Origin of the sequence: Ruegeria sp. (assembly GCF_040830605.1) — a bacterium.
In the GTDB taxonomy this organism is placed as follows: Bacteria; Pseudomonadota; Alphaproteobacteria; order Rhodobacterales; family Rhodobacteraceae; genus Ruegeria.
Genome location: NZ_JBFOMD010000012.1, coordinates 90,741 through 108,415 on the forward strand (window position 1 = coordinate 90,741; position 17,675 = coordinate 108,415).

Annotated in this window: 19 protein-coding genes; 13 read left to right on the top strand and 6 right to left on the bottom strand. The window is 60.7% G+C overall.

Features of this window, described 5'->3' with window-relative positions; genetic code table 11:
- Positions 1-7: 7 nt before the first annotated feature.
- Positions 8-445, bottom strand: a complete 438-nt coding sequence (locus AB3N21_RS17145) for a GNAT family N-acetyltransferase (protein ID WP_367936365.1) — start codon at positions 443-445, stop codon at positions 8-10.
- A gap of 93 nt (positions 446-538) precedes the next feature.
- Between AB3N21_RS17145 and guaA the strand changes: the two genes are divergently transcribed.
- The 10 genes from guaA (at position 539) to AB3N21_RS17195 (ending at position 10,929) form a co-directional block, all read left to right on the top strand.
- The gene (gene guaA, locus AB3N21_RS17150; RefSeq protein ID WP_367936366.1) at positions 539-2,098 is read left to right on the top strand and encodes a glutamine-hydrolyzing GMP synthase; all 1,560 of its coding nucleotides are present in this window, start codon (positions 539-541) and stop codon (positions 2,096-2,098) included.
- Positions 2,099-2,230: 132 nt separating this feature from the next.
- Positions 2,231-3,139 (top strand): DMT family transporter, encoded by a 909-nt coding sequence (locus AB3N21_RS17155; protein ID WP_367936367.1) that lies wholly within the window; start codon positions 2,231-2,233, stop codon positions 3,137-3,139.
- Between the two features lie 119 nt (positions 3,140-3,258).
- Complete coding sequence (locus tag AB3N21_RS17160) at positions 3,259-4,407, top strand: OmpP1/FadL family transporter (RefSeq protein ID WP_171176320.1); 1,149 nt, start codon at positions 3,259-3,261, stop codon at positions 4,405-4,407.
- A gap of 209 nt (positions 4,408-4,616) precedes the next feature.
- A complete protein-coding gene (locus AB3N21_RS17165) occupies positions 4,617-5,516 on the top strand; it encodes a DMT family transporter (protein WP_367936368.1) in 900 nt (299 codons plus the stop codon).
- Between the two features lie 51 nt (positions 5,517-5,567).
- Positions 5,568-6,440 (top strand): ATPase, encoded by an 873-nt coding sequence (locus tag AB3N21_RS17170; RefSeq protein WP_367936369.1) that lies wholly within the window; start codon positions 5,568-5,570, stop codon positions 6,438-6,440.
- Positions 6,441-6,479: 39 nt separating this feature from the next.
- Positions 6,480-7,418: a homoserine O-succinyltransferase gene (gene metA, locus AB3N21_RS17175; protein ID WP_367936370.1), complete on the top strand. Its 939-nt coding sequence runs from the start codon at positions 6,480-6,482 to the stop codon at positions 7,416-7,418.
- Positions 7,419-7,427: 9 nt separating this feature from the next.
- Positions 7,428-8,375, top strand: a complete 948-nt coding sequence (locus tag AB3N21_RS17180) for an alpha/beta fold hydrolase (protein ID WP_367936371.1) — start codon at positions 7,428-7,430, stop codon at positions 8,373-8,375.
- 49 nt (positions 8,376-8,424) lie between these two features.
- Positions 8,425-9,294 carry a polyphosphate kinase 2 gene (gene ppk2, locus AB3N21_RS17185; RefSeq protein WP_367936372.1) on the top strand — a complete coding sequence of 290 codons (870 nt, stop codon included), beginning with the start codon at positions 8,425-8,427 and terminating at the stop codon, positions 9,292-9,294.
- Entirely contained in the window at positions 9,287-9,898 is a 612-nt protein-coding gene (locus AB3N21_RS17190) for a TetR/AcrR family transcriptional regulator (protein ID WP_367936373.1), read from the top strand. The genes ppk2 and AB3N21_RS17190 overlap by 8 nt, the downstream gene beginning before the upstream one ends.
- Positions 9,899-10,065: 167 nt before the next feature.
- On the top strand, positions 10,066-10,929 hold the full coding sequence (locus AB3N21_RS17195; protein WP_367936374.1) for a glycosyltransferase: 864 nt from the start codon (positions 10,066-10,068) through the stop codon (positions 10,927-10,929).
- Here AB3N21_RS17195 and AB3N21_RS17200 read toward each other — a convergent pair.
- From AB3N21_RS17200 to AB3N21_RS17215, 4 genes are all read right to left on the bottom strand, one after another.
- A complete protein-coding gene (locus AB3N21_RS17200) occupies positions 10,908-11,726 on the bottom strand; it encodes a glycosyltransferase family 25 protein (protein ID WP_367936375.1) in 819 nt (272 codons plus the stop codon). The genes AB3N21_RS17195 and AB3N21_RS17200 overlap by 22 nt on opposite strands.
- 139 nt (positions 11,727-11,865) lie before the next feature.
- Positions 11,866-12,351, bottom strand: a complete 486-nt coding sequence (gene rpsI / locus AB3N21_RS17205) for a 30S ribosomal protein S9 (protein ID WP_010440030.1) — start codon at positions 12,349-12,351, stop codon at positions 11,866-11,868.
- A gap of 6 nt (positions 12,352-12,357) precedes the next feature.
- A complete protein-coding gene (gene rplM / locus AB3N21_RS17210) occupies positions 12,358-12,816 on the bottom strand; it encodes a 50S ribosomal protein L13 (RefSeq protein ID WP_010440027.1) in 459 nt (152 codons plus the stop codon).
- Positions 12,817-12,984: 168 nt separating this feature from the next.
- Positions 12,985-14,388 (bottom strand): PLP-dependent aminotransferase family protein, encoded by a 1,404-nt coding sequence (locus tag AB3N21_RS17215; RefSeq protein WP_367936376.1) that lies wholly within the window; start codon positions 14,386-14,388, stop codon positions 12,985-12,987.
- 98 nt (positions 14,389-14,486) lie between these two features.
- Between AB3N21_RS17215 and AB3N21_RS17220 the strand changes: the two genes are divergently transcribed.
- Positions 14,487-14,714 carry a DUF1127 domain-containing protein gene (locus AB3N21_RS17220; RefSeq protein WP_367936377.1) on the top strand — a complete coding sequence of 76 codons (228 nt, stop codon included), beginning with the start codon at positions 14,487-14,489 and terminating at the stop codon, positions 14,712-14,714.
- A 63-nt stretch (positions 14,715-14,777) separates the two neighbouring features.
- Here AB3N21_RS17220 and AB3N21_RS17225 read toward each other — a convergent pair whose 3' ends face one another.
- Positions 14,778-15,221 carry a PaaI family thioesterase gene (locus AB3N21_RS17225; RefSeq protein WP_367936378.1) on the bottom strand — a complete coding sequence of 148 codons (444 nt, stop codon included), beginning with the start codon at positions 15,219-15,221 and terminating at the stop codon, positions 14,778-14,780.
- A 58-nt stretch (positions 15,222-15,279) separates the two neighbouring features.
- On the opposite strand from AB3N21_RS17225, the gene AB3N21_RS17230 reads away from it, so the two are divergent.
- Positions 15,280-16,065: an enoyl-CoA hydratase gene (locus tag AB3N21_RS17230; protein WP_367936379.1), complete on the top strand. Its 786-nt coding sequence runs from the start codon at positions 15,280-15,282 to the stop codon at positions 16,063-16,065.
- A 265-nt stretch (positions 16,066-16,330) separates the two neighbouring features.
- Entirely contained in the window at positions 16,331-17,671 is a 1,341-nt protein-coding gene (gene trmFO, locus AB3N21_RS17235; protein WP_367936380.1) for a methylenetetrahydrofolate--tRNA-(uracil(54)-C(5))-methyltransferase (FADH(2)-oxidizing) TrmFO, read from the top strand.
- Positions 17,672-17,675: the final 4 nt, after the last annotated feature.

The following is a 17,675-nucleotide window of genomic DNA, read 5'->3' on the forward strand; positions in this document are numbered from 1 at the left end:
GCCGCAGTCATAGCGCCTTCATCATCGACACCGTGTTGCCCGAGGTTTCGGTCTCGCGCCAGCCCAGATGCGTGTACATCGCCCGCGTGCCCTCCATCAGCCGATGGGTGCGTAATTCCATCTGCGTGCAGCCTGATGCCCGCGCTTCTTCCTCGGCCCGCGCCATCAACCGGCCCGCGATCCCCTGCCCTTGAGCATCCGGCGATACGGCGAGGTTGACGATCTTCATCGCATCCCCCCGCCTGATGAACACGATCACCCCAGCCAGCCCGATATCGGCCTCGGCCAGAACAACACGGCTCACCTCAATCTCTTCCTCAATCCCGGCGGTCACATCCGGCAGATCGGGAATGCTTTCACGCGCCTCGGCGTAAGCCGCGGCGATGCAAGTGGTGATCGCCTCGGCATCTGCCTGCTCGGCCTCTCTGAATTGAACGGTACCCATGGATTTTTCAAACTCCCCATATCTGACCGCAGCATAACCGAAATCGGCCTCATAACGCTTGCACATAGTAGCCGCGCGACCTAAGAGCCAGTCATGAGCCAGACATCCCATGACCGCCTTCTGATCATCGACTTCGGCAGCCAGGTGACGCAACTGATCGCCCGCCGTCTGCGTGAGCTGAACGTCTATTGCGAAATCCACCCCTACCAGAACGTCACCATGAACTTCGTGCGGGAAATGGCGCCGAAAGCCGTGATTTTCTCAGGCGGTCCGGACAGCGTGACGCGTGAGGGCTCGCCCCGCGCCCCGCAGGAGATTTTCGACTATGGCGTGCCGATTCTCGGAATTTGCTACGGCCAGCAGGTGATGATGCACCAGCTTGGGGGCCATGTGGAAAGCGGCCATGGCACCGCCGAGTTTGGCCGGGCCTACGTGACGCCCAAAAGCGACCTCGATATCCTCGAGGGCTGGTTCGCGGACGGCGATGAACAGGTCTGGATGAGCCACGGTGACCACGTGAGCAAGATCGCCCCCGGCTTCGAAGTCTACGGCACGTCGCCCAACGCACCCTTTGCGATCACCGCAGATGCAAGCCGCCATTTCTACGCAGTGCAGTTCCACCCGGAGGTGCACCACACCCCCAAAGGCGCAAGGCTCTACGAGAATTTCGTGCGGCTGGCGGGCTTTACCGGCGACTGGACCATGGGGGCCTATCGCGATGAGATGATCCGCAAGATCCGCGAACAGGTCGGCGACAAGAAGGTGATCTGCGGCCTGTCGGGCGGCGTCGACAGCTCGGTCGCCGCGATCCTGATCCACGAGGCGATCGGCGACCAGTTGACCTGTGTCTTTGTCGATCATGGCCTCTTGCGTAAGAACGAGGCGCAGGAAGTCGTCGCGATGTTCCGGGACAACTACAATATTCAGTTGATCCACGCGGATGAAAGCGAGCTGTTTCTGGGCGAACTGGACGGCCAGTCCGACCCCGAGACCAAGCGCAAGATCATCGGCAAACTGTTCATCGACGTGTTCCAGAAACACGCCGATACCATCGAAGGGGCCGAGTTTCTGGCCCAAGGCACACTCTATCCAGATGTGATCGAATCGGTCTCGTTCTCGGGCGGCCCCTCGGTCACCATCAAATCGCACCACAATGTGGGCGGCCTGCCCGAAAAGATGGGCCTGAAACTTGTCGAACCGCTGCGCGAACTGTTCAAGGATGAGGTCCGCGCGCTGGGTCGTGAACTCGGCCTGCCACAGAGCTTTATCGGCCGCCACCCCTTCCCCGGCCCCGGCCTCGCGATCCGCTGCCCCGGTGAGATTACCCGCGAAAAGCTCGACATCCTGCGCGAGGCCGATGCGATCTATATCGACCAAATCCGCAAGCACGGGCTGTACGACGAAATCTGGCAGGCCTTTGTTGCCATTCTGCCCGTCCGCACCGTGGGCGTAATGGGCGACGGACGGACTTATGACTATGCCTGCGCCATGCGGGCAGTGACCTCGGTCGATGGCATGACCGCCGATTATTACCCGTTCACCCACGAATTCCTTGGCGAGACCGCCACGCGGATCATCAATGAGGTCAAGGGCATCAACCGATGCACCTATGACATCACCTCGAAACCTCCGGGAACCATTGAGTGGGAGTAGGGTCCGCCTGATTCGCCAAGCGGGATGAAGCCGGGTCCTCGCGGCCCGGTTTTTCTGTATCGGATACATCCTCTGCACCTTACACCTTGACCTTGCAGCATTTCCCGGGCCTCGTTCCCGCGGGAGTTCGCGATGCAACAGGACAAGGTTCAGATCGGCAGGGCCGCGCTGTGGATGACAGGCGCGATTGCGTCCTTTTCCTCGATGGCGATCGCGGGGCGAGAGCTGAGCGCGGTTCACGACACGTTCGAGATCATGATGTACCGCAGTTTCGTGGGTATCTTGATCGTCTCGCTGGTTCTGACCGCCACCAACAAATGGGCGCAGGTCTCAACCCGCAACCTTGGCCTGCACGCGTTGCGGAATGCGGTGCATTTCACAGGTCAGAACCTGTGGTTCTACGCCGTCACTGCCATTCCGCTGGCGCAAGTCTTTGCGCTGGAATTCACCCAGCCGCTCTGGGTGATCGTGTTGTCCCCCCTGCTTTTGGGAGAGCGGATGACCCCGGTTCGGGTGATAGCCGCAATCATCGGTTTCATCGGTATTCTGATCGTGGCTCGCCCCGGCACCACCCCGATCAGCCTGGGTGTTGCGACCGCCGCCGCGTCGGCCATTTTCTTCGCACTTACAACGATTTCCACCAAGAGGCTCACGCAAACCGCAAGCATCGGCTGCATCATGTTCTGGCTGACGGTGATGCAGGCGGTTCTCGGGCTTGTGGCCTCGGGATTTGATGGTCAGATCACCTTACCGAGTATGCAGACGGCCCCCTATCTGATCCTTGTCGGGTTGGCGGGGCTTCTGGCGCATTTCTGCATCACAAATGCGCTGGCTATTGCTCCCGCAACGGTTGTGGTCCCAATCGACTTTGTGCGCCTGCCCACCATCGCGGTTCTGGGGATGCTGATCTATCACGAACCACTTGATCTTTGGGTTTTCGTCGGCGCTTTCGTGATTCTTGCCGGAAATTACCTGAATATTTACACTGAGACCGTACGAATCTTGCCTGAACGCAACACTTCACCGACTCAACCCATGTGACGTCTGGTCACGGCTTGATTACTGACGCGGCCCTCCGCACAGTTCTTGGCATCAAAACGCACCCGGCGACGCACAACAGGACCAAGAAAGTTGCCGCAACAACTATAGGGAGGGATTACATGCGTTTTCTTACAGGCGGAGTATCAGCGCTTGCACTCAGCGCGACTGCCGCGGCCGCGGGCGGTCTGGACCGGACCGGTCAGCCGATCGGCATCATCTTTGAAGAGGGCAACTATGCCGAGTTTTCCATCGGCCACGCGAATCCGGATGTGACCGGCACAGACCTGACAACTCTCAACCCGGCTGGCACACCCTCGGGCAACATCGCGCAGTCCTTCAATCAGGTTGCCGCCGGTGTGAAATATCAGTTCAACGAGCAGCTGTCCTTCTCGGTCATCTACGACCAGCCGTGGGGATCGGATGTCAGCTATCCGGCAGCCGACGCAGATTTCACGACCCCTGGTTCGGTTCTGCTTGGCGGGACCGAAGCGTTCGCCGATTCTGACACGATAACCGGCATCCTGCGCTATGCATTCAATGAAAACTGGAGTGTCCACGGTGGCCTCCGTTATCAGCAGATCGATGGTCGAATCCGGCTGAGCGGCGCCGCGTATGGTCCCTTCAGCGGCTATGAGATCAATGTTGATCGCGACGGTGGCGTTGGATGGCTGATCGGTGGTGCCTATGAAATCCCGGATATCGCTCTGCGGGTCGCGCTGACATATCAGTCCGAAATCGATCACAATTTCGCCTCGACCGAGACCCTGACCAGCGCGCCTGGCTTTGCACTTCAGGGCAGCAAGGAAACCACGACACCGCAGTCGGTCAATCTGGATTTCCAGACCGGCATTGCACAGGACACCCTGCTGTTCGGCAGCATCCGCTGGGCAGATCACAGCGTCACCAGCCTTGAAACGACCCCGATTGGCGCGCTGCCGAGTGTCGAACTTATCGATATCGAGGACACGGTGACCTTCAATCTCGGCGTCGGGCGGCGGTTCAACGAAAATTGGTCAGGCTCGATCAGCTTCGGTTATGAAGACCCCAGCAGCGACGATCTGGTCTCTCCGCTGTCGCCGACCAACGGCTTCAAAAGCGTGTCTTTGGGTCTGCAATACACCCAGGGCAACATGAAAGTTTCGGGTGGCGTGCGGTACACCGATCTGGGCGATGCCTTTGCCGAAACCGGCACACCGGACGTTGCGCGGGCCGAATTCACCGACAACGACGCTGTCAGCTTCGGGTTGAGAGTCGGGTTCTACTTCTGATCCAACACCCGCAATCACAAGATAACACCCCGCGCTTGCCGCGGGGTGTTTTCGTTTCAACACTTCGCAAATGGCTTCGCACAGTCAGAATCGCCCAATGCTTTGAAAGCTTTGGCGTCAGGCACCTTTAGGCGATTCAGGTAACTTGCAAAGTGCAATAGCGCAAGATTCGGATCGCCATCCTTTACCCAACCAGCTAGCCCAACATCATGAATACACAAAAATCACTGTCCCCACGCGCGTGGGCCGAATTGATCCTGCTGGGCACCATCTGGGGCGCCTCCTTTCTGGCGATCCGGGTAGCATTGGACGAAGTTCCGGTGATCACATCGGTATTGCACCGTACCTTCTGGGCCATGCTATTGCTGTGGCTTGTGGTTTTCGCCGCCCGCCTCCCCGTGCCCCGCGAGCCGCGCATCTGGGGCGCGTTTCTGGTAATGGGATTGCTCAACAACGCCATTCCCTTCGGTCTGATGGCCTGGGGCCAGCTCTATATCGAGACCGGGCTGACCTCGATCCTGAATGCCGCCACCGCGATCTTCGGGGTGATCGTGGCGGCAATAGTCTTTCCAGACGAGCGACTGACGCCGCGCCGTGCCATCGGTGTTGGGCTCGGTTTCTTCGGCGTGGCAACCGCCATCGGGCTCAGCAACTTTGTCAGCTTCGATCTGCGCAGCATCGCGCAACTGGCCATTCTGGGCGGCACTGTTTCTTACGCTCTGGCCGGCGCCTGGGCGCGCCTCAAACTGTCGCATCTGCCGCCACAGGTGGCAGCGGCGGGTATGCTGACCGGGTCAACCCTCATCGCGTTACCGCTGGCCCTGCTGATCGACGGGGCGCCATCCCTCGACCTGCAGCCCGAGACCTGGATTGCCATAGCTTATTATTCGCTGATCGCCACCGCCGGTGCCTATCTGCTCTATTACCGGGTGCTGGCCATGGCGGGCAGCGGCAACCTGATGCTGGTTACCCTGCTGATCCCGCCCGTGGCGATCCTGCTGGGCGCATGGGTCCGGGATGAAGCGCTAAGCCCGAACGCATTCGCGGGTTTCGCCCTTCTGGCCCTTGGCCTGATGATCCTGAACGGAACGGGGCGCCGCCGCGATTGACCCCGCCTGCCCCGCCCATTAGCAAGGGCAAAAACAGGATGACGGTGGGACATGATCTACGGCTCGGCAAGCGACTGGCGCAACGCGGCACGCAAAAAGGTGCTGTTCTTTGGCATGTCAGGGCTGGGCAAGACCTATTTGTCGAACACCCTGCGCGATTCCGGCGATTGGTTTCACTATTCGATCGATTACCGCATCGGCACCCGCTACATGGGCGAATACATTACCGACAACGCGAAGGCCGAGGCGATGAAAGTGCCGTTTCTGCGCGACCTGCTGATGTCGGATTCGATCTATATCGGCTCGAACATTTCGTTCGATAACCTCACGCCGGTAGCCGCGTATCTGGGCAAACCGGGCAACCCGGCGCTGGGTGGGCTTGAGATCGAGGAATACCGCCGCCGGCAGGAGCAGTTCCGCATGGCCGAGATTCACGCCCTGCTTGACACCGATTACTTCATCGACCGCGCACAGCGGCTTTATGGCTATCCACATTTCATCTGCGACACCGGCGGCTCAATCTGCGAGTGGGTCGATCCCGAAGATGTCAAGGACCCGCTGCTGAGCGAGTTGTCAAAACAGACGCTGATGATCTGGATCAAGGGCGATGCGGCCCATACCGAGGAACTGGTGCGCCGCTTCGACCGAGCGCCGAAACCGATGTCCTATCAGCCCGAATTCCTGACCCGCGTCTGGGATGCGTACCTGTCCGAACAGGGCTGCTCGGGCGATCAGGTCGACCCCAACGCCTTCATCCGCTGGACCTACGCCCAGGCGCTGGCCCACCGCCAGCCGCGGTATGAAGCGATGGCGCGGAACTGGGGGCTCACCATCACCGCCGACGAGATCGGCGTGGTGCGCGATACCAACGATTTCGATGAGTTGATCGAGCGCACCCTTGAGGCCCGCGCCAACCGCCCCTAGTTTCCTGATTTCATTCACAACGATAAACAGTCCAAGCCGATGCCCATCAAGATCCCCGCCGACCTGCCCGCCTATGACGTCCTCACCCGCGAGGGCGTCATGGTCATGTCTGAAGATCAGGCCGCCCGGCAGGACATCCGCCCGCTGCGCATCGGGCTGCTCAATCTGATGCCCAAGAAGATCCAGACCGAGAACCAGTTCGCGCGTCTGATCGGGGCCACGCCGCTGCAGATCGAGCTGAACCTCATCCGCATGTCCGAGCATCGCACCAAAAACACAGCCGCCGAGCACATGGCCGAGTTTTACCGCCCCTTTCAGGAGGTCAAGGACGAGAAGTTCGACGGCCTGATCATCACCGGCGCCCCGATCGAGCATCTGGAGTTCGGTGACGTCACTTATTGGGACGAGATCAGTGAGGTTTTCGACTGGACCCAGACCAACGTGCATTCCACCTTCGGGGTCTGCTGGGGTGGGATGGCGATGATCAACCATTTCCACGGGGTGAAGAAACACATGCTGGATGCCAAGGCGTTCGGCTGTTTCCGGCATCAGAACCTCGCCGCGGCCTCGCCATTTTTGCGCGGGTTTTCGGACGATTGCGTGATCCCCGTCAGCCGCTGGACCGAGATGAAGCAAAACGAGATCAACGCCGCCCCCGGCCTGCGCACCCTGCTGGGCAGTGACGAGGTCGGCCCCTGTCTGGTCGAGGATCGAGGCCATCGCGCGCTCTATATCTTCAACCACTTCGAATATGACAGCGACACGCTGAAACAGGAGTATGACCGGGACGTGGCCAACGGAACACCGATCAACGTGCCGATGAACTACTATCCTGATGATGATCCGTCACAACCGCCGCAGAACCGCTGGCGCAGCCACGCGCATCTGCTTTACGGCAACTGGATCAGTGAAATCTACGAAACGACCCCCTACGACATCAGCCGGATCGGGGTGGACGTGACCGACCTGCGGGCTTGAGGACGGGTGATGCGCATTGCCATCATCCTTCTGATTTTGGTGGCCCTGTTCTGGGGCGTTGTCCTGTGGCGGGCGGCCCGGCATGAGGCGCGGGCCGAGGCCGCATTTCCGCCGGTCGGGCAGCTTCTGGATGTGGACGGGACGCAGGTTCATGCGCTCGTCATCGGCAGCGGCCCGGATGTAGTGCTGATCCATGGGTCCAACGGCAATACGCGCGACATGACCTTTGCGCTGGCACCGGCACTGGCCGACCGGTACCGCGTCATCATCTTCGACCGGCCTGGCCTTGGGTTTTCCGACAGTTTCGACCCGGACGGAGAAAGTATCCGCGAGCAGGCTGACCTGCTGAAACGCGCAGCCGATCAATTGGGGGCCTCTGCACCCATTCTGGTCGGTCATAGCTACGGGGGTGCCGTTGCGCTGGCCTGGGCCGTGCACCATCCTGACAGCTTGTCGGCTCTGGTTCCGGTCTCAGCAGCCTCAAACCCCTGGACCACCCCGTTGGACCCGCTCTATCGCGTGACGTCGCATCCGTTGGGCTCGGCAATTGCAGTGCCGCTGATCACCGCGTTTGTCCCGGACACATATGTCACCCAGGCCCTCGGCCCGGTGTTCGAACCGCAGACGGTGCCCGAAGGGTACTCCGCCCATTTTGGCTCCGGCCTGACCCTCCGACGCGGCTCGCTCCGCGCAAATGCGCTCCAGCGCCGGAACCTGCTGGATGAGATCAAGGCGCTGCAACCACGCTATGGCGAGATCAAAGTACCCACCGAAATCCTGCACGGCACCGCCGACGACACCGTCAACGCAGACCTGCACTCGGTCAATCTGTCACGTCAAATCCCCGGCGCGGCGCTGACGTTGCTCGACGGGATCGGACATATGCCACAGCACGTCGCCGCACCCGATGTCGCGGCCGCAATCGACCGCGCAGCCGCGCGGGCGGGTTTGCGTTAATCCAATTAACATTACATAGTAAGACACCGGATTCATTGAGAGGCACCGGATGGCAAAGCCAAAAAAGGGCGCAATCGCCACCTACCATGACGACAAGGCCCCTGACGAGATTCGCAAGGCCATCGCCAAAGCCGGCAAGGATGAAATCCTGTCCTCTTCCTATCCTTATCCCGAGCAGATGCGGCGCAAGGATTACGAGAAAGAAATGAAGGCGCTGCAGATCGAGTTGGTCAAGATGCTGGCCTGGGTCAAAGCCTCGGGCCAACGCGTCGCGGTCGTGTTCGAAGGGCGCGATGCCGCCGGCAAGGGCGGCACCATCAAACGGTTCCGCGAAAACCTCAACCCCCGTGGCGCGCGGGTGGTGGCGCTGGCCAAGCCCTCGGAAGCGGAGCGCAGCCAGTGGTATTTCCAGCGGTATGTGCAGCATCTGCCATCAGCGGGCGAAATCGTGTTCTTCGACCGAAGCTGGTACAATCGCGGCGTGGTCGAGCATGTGTTCGGCTTCTGCGACGATGATCAGCGCGAGCGGTTCTTCCGTCAGGTGCAGCCTCTGGAACAGGGTCTGGTCAATGACGGCATCCACCTTTTCAAGTTATGGCTGAACGTGGGACGTGCCGAGCAATTGCGCCGGTTTCTGGCGCGTGAGAACGATCCGCTCAAACAGTGGAAGCTCAGCCCCATCGACATCAAGGGCCTTGAGAAATGGAACGATTACACGGCCGCTATTTCGGAAACCCTGACCCGGACCCATTCCGAAAGCTGCCCCTGGACCATCGTGCGCTCGGACGACAAGAAACGCGCGCGTCTTGCGGCGATCCGCACGGTGCTGAGCGGGCTTGACTATGACGGTAAGGATAAGGACGCGCTGGACAAGATCGACCACAGCATTTGCGGAGGCCCCGAGATCTGGGATGCCTAAACGCGGCTATCATCACGGCAATCTACGGCAGGCTCTCATCGACGCCGCCCTGCGGCTGATCGAGGAAAAGGGCCCGACCGGCTTTACCCTGTCCGAGGCGGCAAAACAGGCAGGTGTGACCCCCGCCGCGGTCTATCGCCATTTTCACGGCCGCGAAGACCTGATTGCCGAAGCCGCCCGGCAGGGCTTCGAGATGTTCGCGGACCTGATGCAATTCGCCCATGACAAGGGCCAACCCTCGGCGCTCGCAGCATTCGAGGCGACCGGCCGCGCCTATCTGGCCTTTGCCCGCAAGCATCCCGGCCATTATATCGCGATGTTCGAAAGCGGAATTTCGGTCAACCGCACGCCCGAGCTTGCCGCCGCCGCAAATCGGGCCAAGGGTGTGCTTGAAAAAGCCGCTGCCGCGCTCAGCGAGCACATCCCGCCGGACAAACGCCCCCCCGCCTCGATGTTCAGCGCGCATATCTGGGCGATGAGCCACGGCGTGGTCGAGCTTTTCGCCCGCAACACCGGCGCCGCCTCGCCTTTCCCGCCCGAGGACCTGCTCGAGTCCGGTATCGGCATATACCTGCGCGGGCTGGGTTTGATCGAGCCGGACTAACGCCTCAGAGTCGGGGTGGCATTTCAAGGTCTGGTCTCCACCTTCGGTCTTGGTTAGAGGATGCAAAGCAGACGATCGCCCACGCGCCCGCGTCAAAAACATCCGATTGGCGGAGTTCCTCATTGACCTTGCCCCATTCACCTTTCGAGGCAAACAAAGACAAACCGGTGATCTCTATCATCACCGCCACGTACAATCTGATCGAAGCCGGACGCCGCGAGAGCTTTTTGCGGGCTGTGAAATGCGTTCAGGATCAGACTGGCGATACATTCGAACATGTCATTCAGGATGGCGCCTCAACGGACGGCACCGCGTCCCTGATTGCTTCGGCAACGGAGGGTGCACGCAACACTCATGTTTTCAGCCAGCCGGACCGCAACCTGTTTGAAGGCATGAACAATGGCGCCAAAAACGCGCGCGGTGAATACTTGTTGTTTCTCAATTCGGACGATTCACTTGCCGCGCCCGATGTGTTGGAACGCGCCGCGACCATCTTGGCAGATCAAAACCCTGATTTCGCCTATGGCACGTTGGTTCACGAGGATTACCGGGGACAGCGCAAGGAAATCACCAAAACCAATCTCAACGCGATCCTGCAGCGCATGCCGTTCGGGCACAACTCGTTGTTCCTGCGCCGGTCGCTGTTCCTGGAACTCGGCGGTCATGACATGGCGTTCCCGATTTCGGGCGATTACGACATGATGCTGAAAATGCTGACAAGGAAATCCGTGCACGGCCTGAAACTGGACTTTCCGATTTCGCTTTACTGGAGCCGGGGTGTCTCCGCCGAGATCGACAAAGTGTCCCAAGACCACGGAAACATCTGGGCGCAGTTCTTTGCTGAAGTTGCTCCATCAGTCCGCTACACGCCGGAAGAATACAGCAAGTTCTACCTTCGCGGCCACCTGCCCGCGCGTCTGCTGCTGGCTGTTCTGAAGTCGCCCGAGGCCTCGCCAACGCTGCGCTCGGCCGCAAGGCATTCCTTACTCAAGACCGTAAAAAGAGGCCTTCAACCCTGGCGCAAGTTCTGATCACTACGATCGGCGCTCGGAGCTTTTATGTCCGCAAGACTGATCGTCTGCGCCGAAAGAAATCGCCTGTGCACTGACAGCCGCAACTCGCGCAGCGCGCGTTTCAGTTCCTTTTTCAACCGATACAGGGCGGGCCCCTTGTCCTTGGACCGGCGATCATCGGCCTCGCGCACGCTGACCAGCTTTCCCTGCGCCTTCCAGGCCGCCATCAGATCCGCGTCGTGGATGACCTGTCCTGCCACCGGTGGATCGAGTTGGTAGATCTGCAGCCCGCGCTCTGGTGAAAAAACAAAATCGTCCAGATGGTCGCAAAACGACTGCGACTGCGCCAGCAGCTGCAGGCAGGCCTGCCGCGACACCAGATAACACCCTGCATCACCCATTTCCTGAAGGATGCGGCGCAGGTGGACCGAAGAATCTACCCTGCAGAGAGGCCCCATGGTTCGATGCTGGATGAACGTGCAGAGCCGCACAAGATCGAACGGAACATCCCCCTCGACAAGCGAAGCAATCTTTGACGCGAAATCCGGTGCGAAGACCAGATCATCCTCCATGACAATGGCAAAGGGTTCTCCGCTTTCGATGATCTTTTCCCAAGCCTGGCGGTGGCTGAGAAAGACGGCGACCTCCAACGGGCGCAGATGCCAACGGCTATGGCGGTACCGATGCGGTTGATACTGGGCGACCTGCGCCAGATCGAGCTGGGCCGCCGCCACTGCCGGAACACGGCAGAATTCCAGACCGGTAATCCGGGACTGCTCCTGCATATGTTCCAACCGGTCAGTATCCCGGTCCATATTGATGTAAAAGGCTCGCACTCTACCCATTTCCACCCGTCTACCGGCGGCTATGTCCGCACAGCGGAGATTTACCCATTCGCAAAAGAAAGGCCACGAGAAACCTCGTGGCCCAACTTTGGATTGTGTCCAGAGCGATTTAGCGCTTCGAGAACTGGAACGAACGGCGGGCTTTGCGCTTACCGTATTTCTTACGTTCCACAACGCGGCTGTCGCGGGTCAGGAAGCCAGCGGCTTTCAGCGCGCCACGCAGGTTGGGATCATAGAGTTGCAGCGCTTTCGAGATGCCGTGCTTGACCGCACCGGCCTGACCGGTCAGGCCACCGCCCTTGACGGTTGCAACAACGTCGAATTCACCTTCGACACCAGCAACCTGGAACGGCTGGCGCAGGATCAGCTGCAAAACGGGACGTGCAAAATACTTGTCCTGATCTTTGCCGTTCACGGTGACCTTGCCAGAACCCGGCTTGATCCAAACGCGCGCAACAGCGTCTTTACGCTTGCCGGTGGCGTAGGAACGACCCAGTTCGTCACGTACGGGTTCACGCACGATGACTTCTTCGGCCACGGTTTCAACGCCTGCGACGGCGCTCAGCTCTTCGAGAGTATTGATCTGATCAGCCATCGGTCATTAGCTCCGGGTGTTTTTCTTGTTCATGGATGCAACATCCAGAACTTCGGGCGCTTGCGCCTCATGGGGATGCTCGGCACCGGCGTATACGCGCAGGTTGGTCATCTGCTGGCGCGCCAGACGGTTACCCGGCAACATGCGCTTGACCGCCTGGGTCACGACGCGCTCGGGGTGTGCACCCTCGAGGATCTGCTGCTTGGTGCGCGACTTGATGCCGCCCGGGTGACCAGTGTGCCAGTAGAAGTTCTCTTCGCGCTTCTTGCCGGTCATCTGGATTTTGTCAGCGTTGATCACGATGACGTTGTCGCCCATGTCCATGTTCGGGGTGAACGACGCTTTGTGCTTGCCACGCAGGCGCATGGCGACGATCGAAGCAAGACGGCCCAGAACAACGCCTTCTGCGTCGATCAGGATCCATTTCTTGTCGATGTCTGCAGGTGTTGCAGAAAAGGTTTTCATGGCAGGATAGTCCTGTTTGATGTGAAAGACCGACCCAATCGGGCCGGTCCGAATTCGATGGATGGGTTTTATGGGGGAGTTGCGCGCAGGTCAAGCGCACTAAATCTGTTTTACATAAGCAATTTCAATGCCTTATAAAATAGGTATTATTTTACCCCACAAAACCGCTTACACACTGATCTGTTCCGGCGGGTTGTCCAGCAATGCGCGCAGCCGCTGCATCGCCGCCTCGAAGTCCGACAGCGGCACATGGCCATTCATGGCGATGCGCACCGCGTTGGGCGCGCGGCCGTCGCGCAGAGCAAACTCATCGGCCGAGCGCACCTGCACGCCTTCGCGTTCCGCCGCCCGGCTGAAGGCCGAGGCGCGCCAGCCCGAGGGCAGCCGCAGCCAGACAAAGGGGATCTCGGAATCCCAGACCAGATCGAACCCGCCCAGCACATTGACCGTCACCCGCACATAATCCGCCATGCGCTTGCGTACCGCGCCTGCCAGGTCCTTGGCACGCGGGTCGCTGAGCACCAGTTGCACCAGCGCCGCCAGCGGTTGCGCCAGACCGAAATACCCATATTCCGCGGCGCGCCGCAGATCCGCCCCCCGCCCCACGGGCGGCAGTGCAAAGCCGACGCGCAGTGCTGGGGTCAAGGTCTTTGAGATCGACGACACATGCCAGCCCCGGTCTGGCGCCAGCGCTCGGAAGCTGGGTGCACGAGCGTCGCCCATGCGATAACAGTCGTCCTCGATGATCTGCAGATCGTGTTTCTTCGCCACCTCGACGATTTCCTTGCGGCGCTCCAGCGGCATGTGGCAGCCGGTGGGGTTCTGCACTTCGGGCGAGACGCAGATGGCCTGCGCACGGGTCTGACGCAGGACATGTTCGAGCGCCTCGGCGCTGAGGCCCCATTTGTCCATCTTGACCCCCACCACCTCGGCGCGCATCAACTCGCCAGCCCGACGGAACCCGGCGTAGGACAGATCCTCGACCAGAACCACGGGCTTTGGCCCCCTTAGGATCGCCTGAAACACCACGCACAACCCATTCTGGCCGCCATGGGTCAGCACCACATCGTCCGGGTCCAATTTCCCCAGCGGCAGGTCCGAGAGCCAGTCCACCACCGCCTGCCGCACCGGCAGATAGGCATCGCGGGTCGGGTAGTTGAGAAACAGCCACGGATCGGCCTGCGCCACCTTCTGCAGGCATTCGCGGATCAGCGCCACCTGCCCCACATCCGCCAGCCGAGGGCTGAACAGGCTGACATGGTTCGGATCCCGGGCCTCCAGCAGGTGCAACTGGCGCGACCAGACATCATCGAGGATCGGAGATTTGGGCGGCGCCACGAAGGTGCCCCGCCCCACCTCGGCCTGCAACAGCCCCTCATCCGTCAGGATCGTATAGGCCCGCGCCACGGTGCCGGGGGTGATGCCCAGCCGATAGGCCAGTTCGCGCACAGGTGGCAGCTTGGCACCGACCTCCAGGCTCTTGTTTTCAACTGCGGTCCGGATCGTGTCGGCAACCACCTTGTATTTCGGACCCTTCGCTTGGGGCAGTTCCTCGGGCCAAATTGTACCCATTACAATCTTTCCTTTGATTTCGACACAATTCGGAATGTATCAAACACTTGTATCAGGACGATACGAATTGTGTCAATACAATTGAAAGGAATCCAGTCATGACACGCGCGATGCCTGCCCGCTCCCTTATGCTGCTGAACGCCAGCCCCCGGCTGCCGCTGATCGCGGCATTGGCGGTACGCTTCGCAGCCACCGTCACGACATGGGAGCAACGCCGCAGAACCCGGGTCAACCTGAGCCGCCTTGACGATCATTTGCTTGCGGATGTCGGCCTGACCCGAGGCCAGGCCCGCCACGAGGCGCGCCGCCGGTTCTGGCAGCTTTAAGAGCAATCCCCAGTCCCTTTCATAGGGACCTCTTCCTGGGCCGGGGTCTGACCCCGGCCTTTTTTACCCGGCCGCCGCTGCGGCCGAGCCCGCAGGTGGAATCGAATAGGTCATCGTGGCGCGGGCCACCGGCTTGTCCGAGCCCTCCGAGAACATCAGTATATCGCCCACGGCCAGCGACTTGCCCAGCTTGAGCAACCGGCACTGCGCCACCATCTGCGCCGATCCGTCCGGCTTGCGTATGAAATCCATCGAACAGCTTGTGGTCACCGCCAGCGCCTGACGGCCCAAACGGGCCAGCACCATGGCATAGACGCAGACATCGGCCAGCGCGAACATCGACGGCCCCGAGATGGTGCCGCCCGGACGCAGATGCCGTTCGGCGGTCAGCAGGCGCATGGTCACGCTGTCCTCGGTCAGCTCATCGATGGCAAAATCCTCGCGCACCTGCGGGAACACTGTCGCCATGTACTCCGCCAGTTCCTCCTTACCCATCGCCAGCGCCATGCTTTCCCTCCTCGCCGCTTGCCCCTAGAGTTGCCCCGAGTCTCGCGGGGAGGGCAAGATGGCAATTCTGGAACGTCACGACACGGGCGCAGTAGCCCATCTGCAGATGAACGCGCCCGAGCGGCTGAATGCGCTCAGCGACGAGATGCTTGCGGCGCTGCAGGCGGAATTTGATGCGCTGAAGGACGACCGCTCGGTCCGTGCAGTGATCCTGTCAGGGGCGGGCAAGGCGTTCTGCGCGGGTCATGATCTGAAACAGATGACCGCCGGGCGCCAGGCCGAGGATGGTGGCAAGGCCTATTTTCAGGACCTCTTCGACCGCTGCGCGCGGATGATGATGTCGATCCAATCGCTGCCGCAACCAGTGATCGCGCAAGTCCACGGTATCGCCACCGCCGCCGGGTGCCAGTTGGTCGCCTCCTGCGATCTGGCGGTGGCTGCCGAGGGCACACGGTTCGGGGTCAACGGAGTGAATATCGGCCTCTTCTGCTCGACTCCCATGGTGGCGCTCAGCCGCAACATCCCGCGCAAACATGCGTTCGAGATGCTGACCACCGGCCAGTTCTTTCCCGCCACACGCGCCGAAGAACTAGGGCTGGTGAACCGGATCGTGACGCCCGAGGCGCTGGAGGCCGAAACCCGGGCGCTTGCCGACACGCTTGCCGCCAAGCTGGGCGCGGCGGTGAAGATCGGCAAACAGGCCTTTTACCAACAGATGCAGATGCCGCTGGATCAGGCCTATTCCTATACCCGGGACGTAATGGTCGAAAATATGCTGTACCGCGACACCGAAGAGGGAATTGCCGCATTTATTGAGAAAAGAGACCCGGATTGGCGCCAGTAACGCAATTGTTTCAACATAATTCCGAGATTGTGTTCATTTAGCGCTTTTCAAAACGGCAACACTGTGGCAAGGATTTGGCAAGGCTTATGCCGTTTACTTACTTTTGGGTCGCCGTGGGCGGAAGGTCCCTCCTGACCGGTCTCTCTCACCGGTATAGACATCCCCGCAGCGGCGACCCCAAGATTTCCACACATACGACCGCCTTCCGGCAGCACATCACGCTTGGGCGTTGCGCATGGTCCACCCCTGCCTTAAGTGGCTGCTCATGACCGAGACATTGCATATCGTTGGCGGCGGCATGGCCGGCTCCGAAGCCGCCTGGCAGGCCGCCGAAATGGGCGTGGACGTGGTGATCCACGAGATGCGTCCCAAGGTGGGAACCTTCGCACACCAGACCGGCAATCTGGGTGAGATGGTGTGCTCGAACTCCTTCCGCTCGGATGATGACGAGCAGAACGCGGTTGGCCTGCTGCATTGGGAGATGCGGGCGGCAAACGGCCTGATCATGACCACCGCCGATGCCCACCGCCTGCCCGCAGGTGGCGCGCTGGCCGTGGACCGCGAGCCCTTTGCCGAAACCGTCACAGCCAAACTGCGCGCCCATCCGCGCGTGAGCGTTACAGGCGAAGAGGTCACCGACCTGCCCGCTGACGGCCACTGGATCTTTGCCACCGGCCCCCTGACCTCGCCTGCGCTGGGTGACGCGATCCGCACCGAAACCGGCGCCGAATCGCTGGCCTTTTTCGACGCCATCGCCCCCATCGTCTACGCCGACACGATCGACATGAGCCAGGCCTGGATGCAGTCGCGCTACGACAAGGGCGAGACCGAGGAAGAGCGCACCGCCTATCTCAACTGCCCGATGAACCGCGATCAATACGAGGCCTTCATCGACGCGCTGCTCGCCGCCGACAAGACCGAGTTCCGCGAGGGCGAGACCGCCGGCTATTTCGACGGCTGCCTGCCCATCGAGGTAATGGCCGAACGTGGCCGCGAAACCCTGCGCCATGGGCCGATGAAACCGGTGGGCCTGACCAACCCGCACAAACCGCAGGAAAAGGCCCATGCGGTGGTGCAACTGCGCCGCGACAACGCGCTGGGAACGCTGTTCAACATCGTGGGCTTTCAGACCAAGATGAAATATGGCGCGCAGACAGAGGTATTTCGCATGATCCCGGGGTTGGAGAATGCCGGATTTGCCCGTCTGGGCGGCATTCACCGCAACACCTTCATCAACTCGCCCACCTTGCTGGACGCACAGATGCGGCTGAAATCGCGGCCTCATATCCGTTTTGCCGGGCAGATCACCGGTGTCGAGGGCTATGTGGAAAGCTCCGCCATGGGCCTGCTGGCGGGCCGCATGGCCGCCGCCGAAATCCTCGGGCGGCCCTTGCCGGAGGTACCGCAGGACAGCGCCATGGGCGCACTGATCCACCACATCACCGGCGGCGCCGAGGCCAAAACCTTCCAGCCGATGAACGTCAATTTTGGCCTGTTCCGCCCGGTTGAGGGGCTGAAAGGCGGGCGCCGGGGCCGCAAGGATCGCTACAAGGCCTATACCGACCGCGCCAAGGCGGCCTGGACCGACTGGCTCGCGCATTCCTGACTGG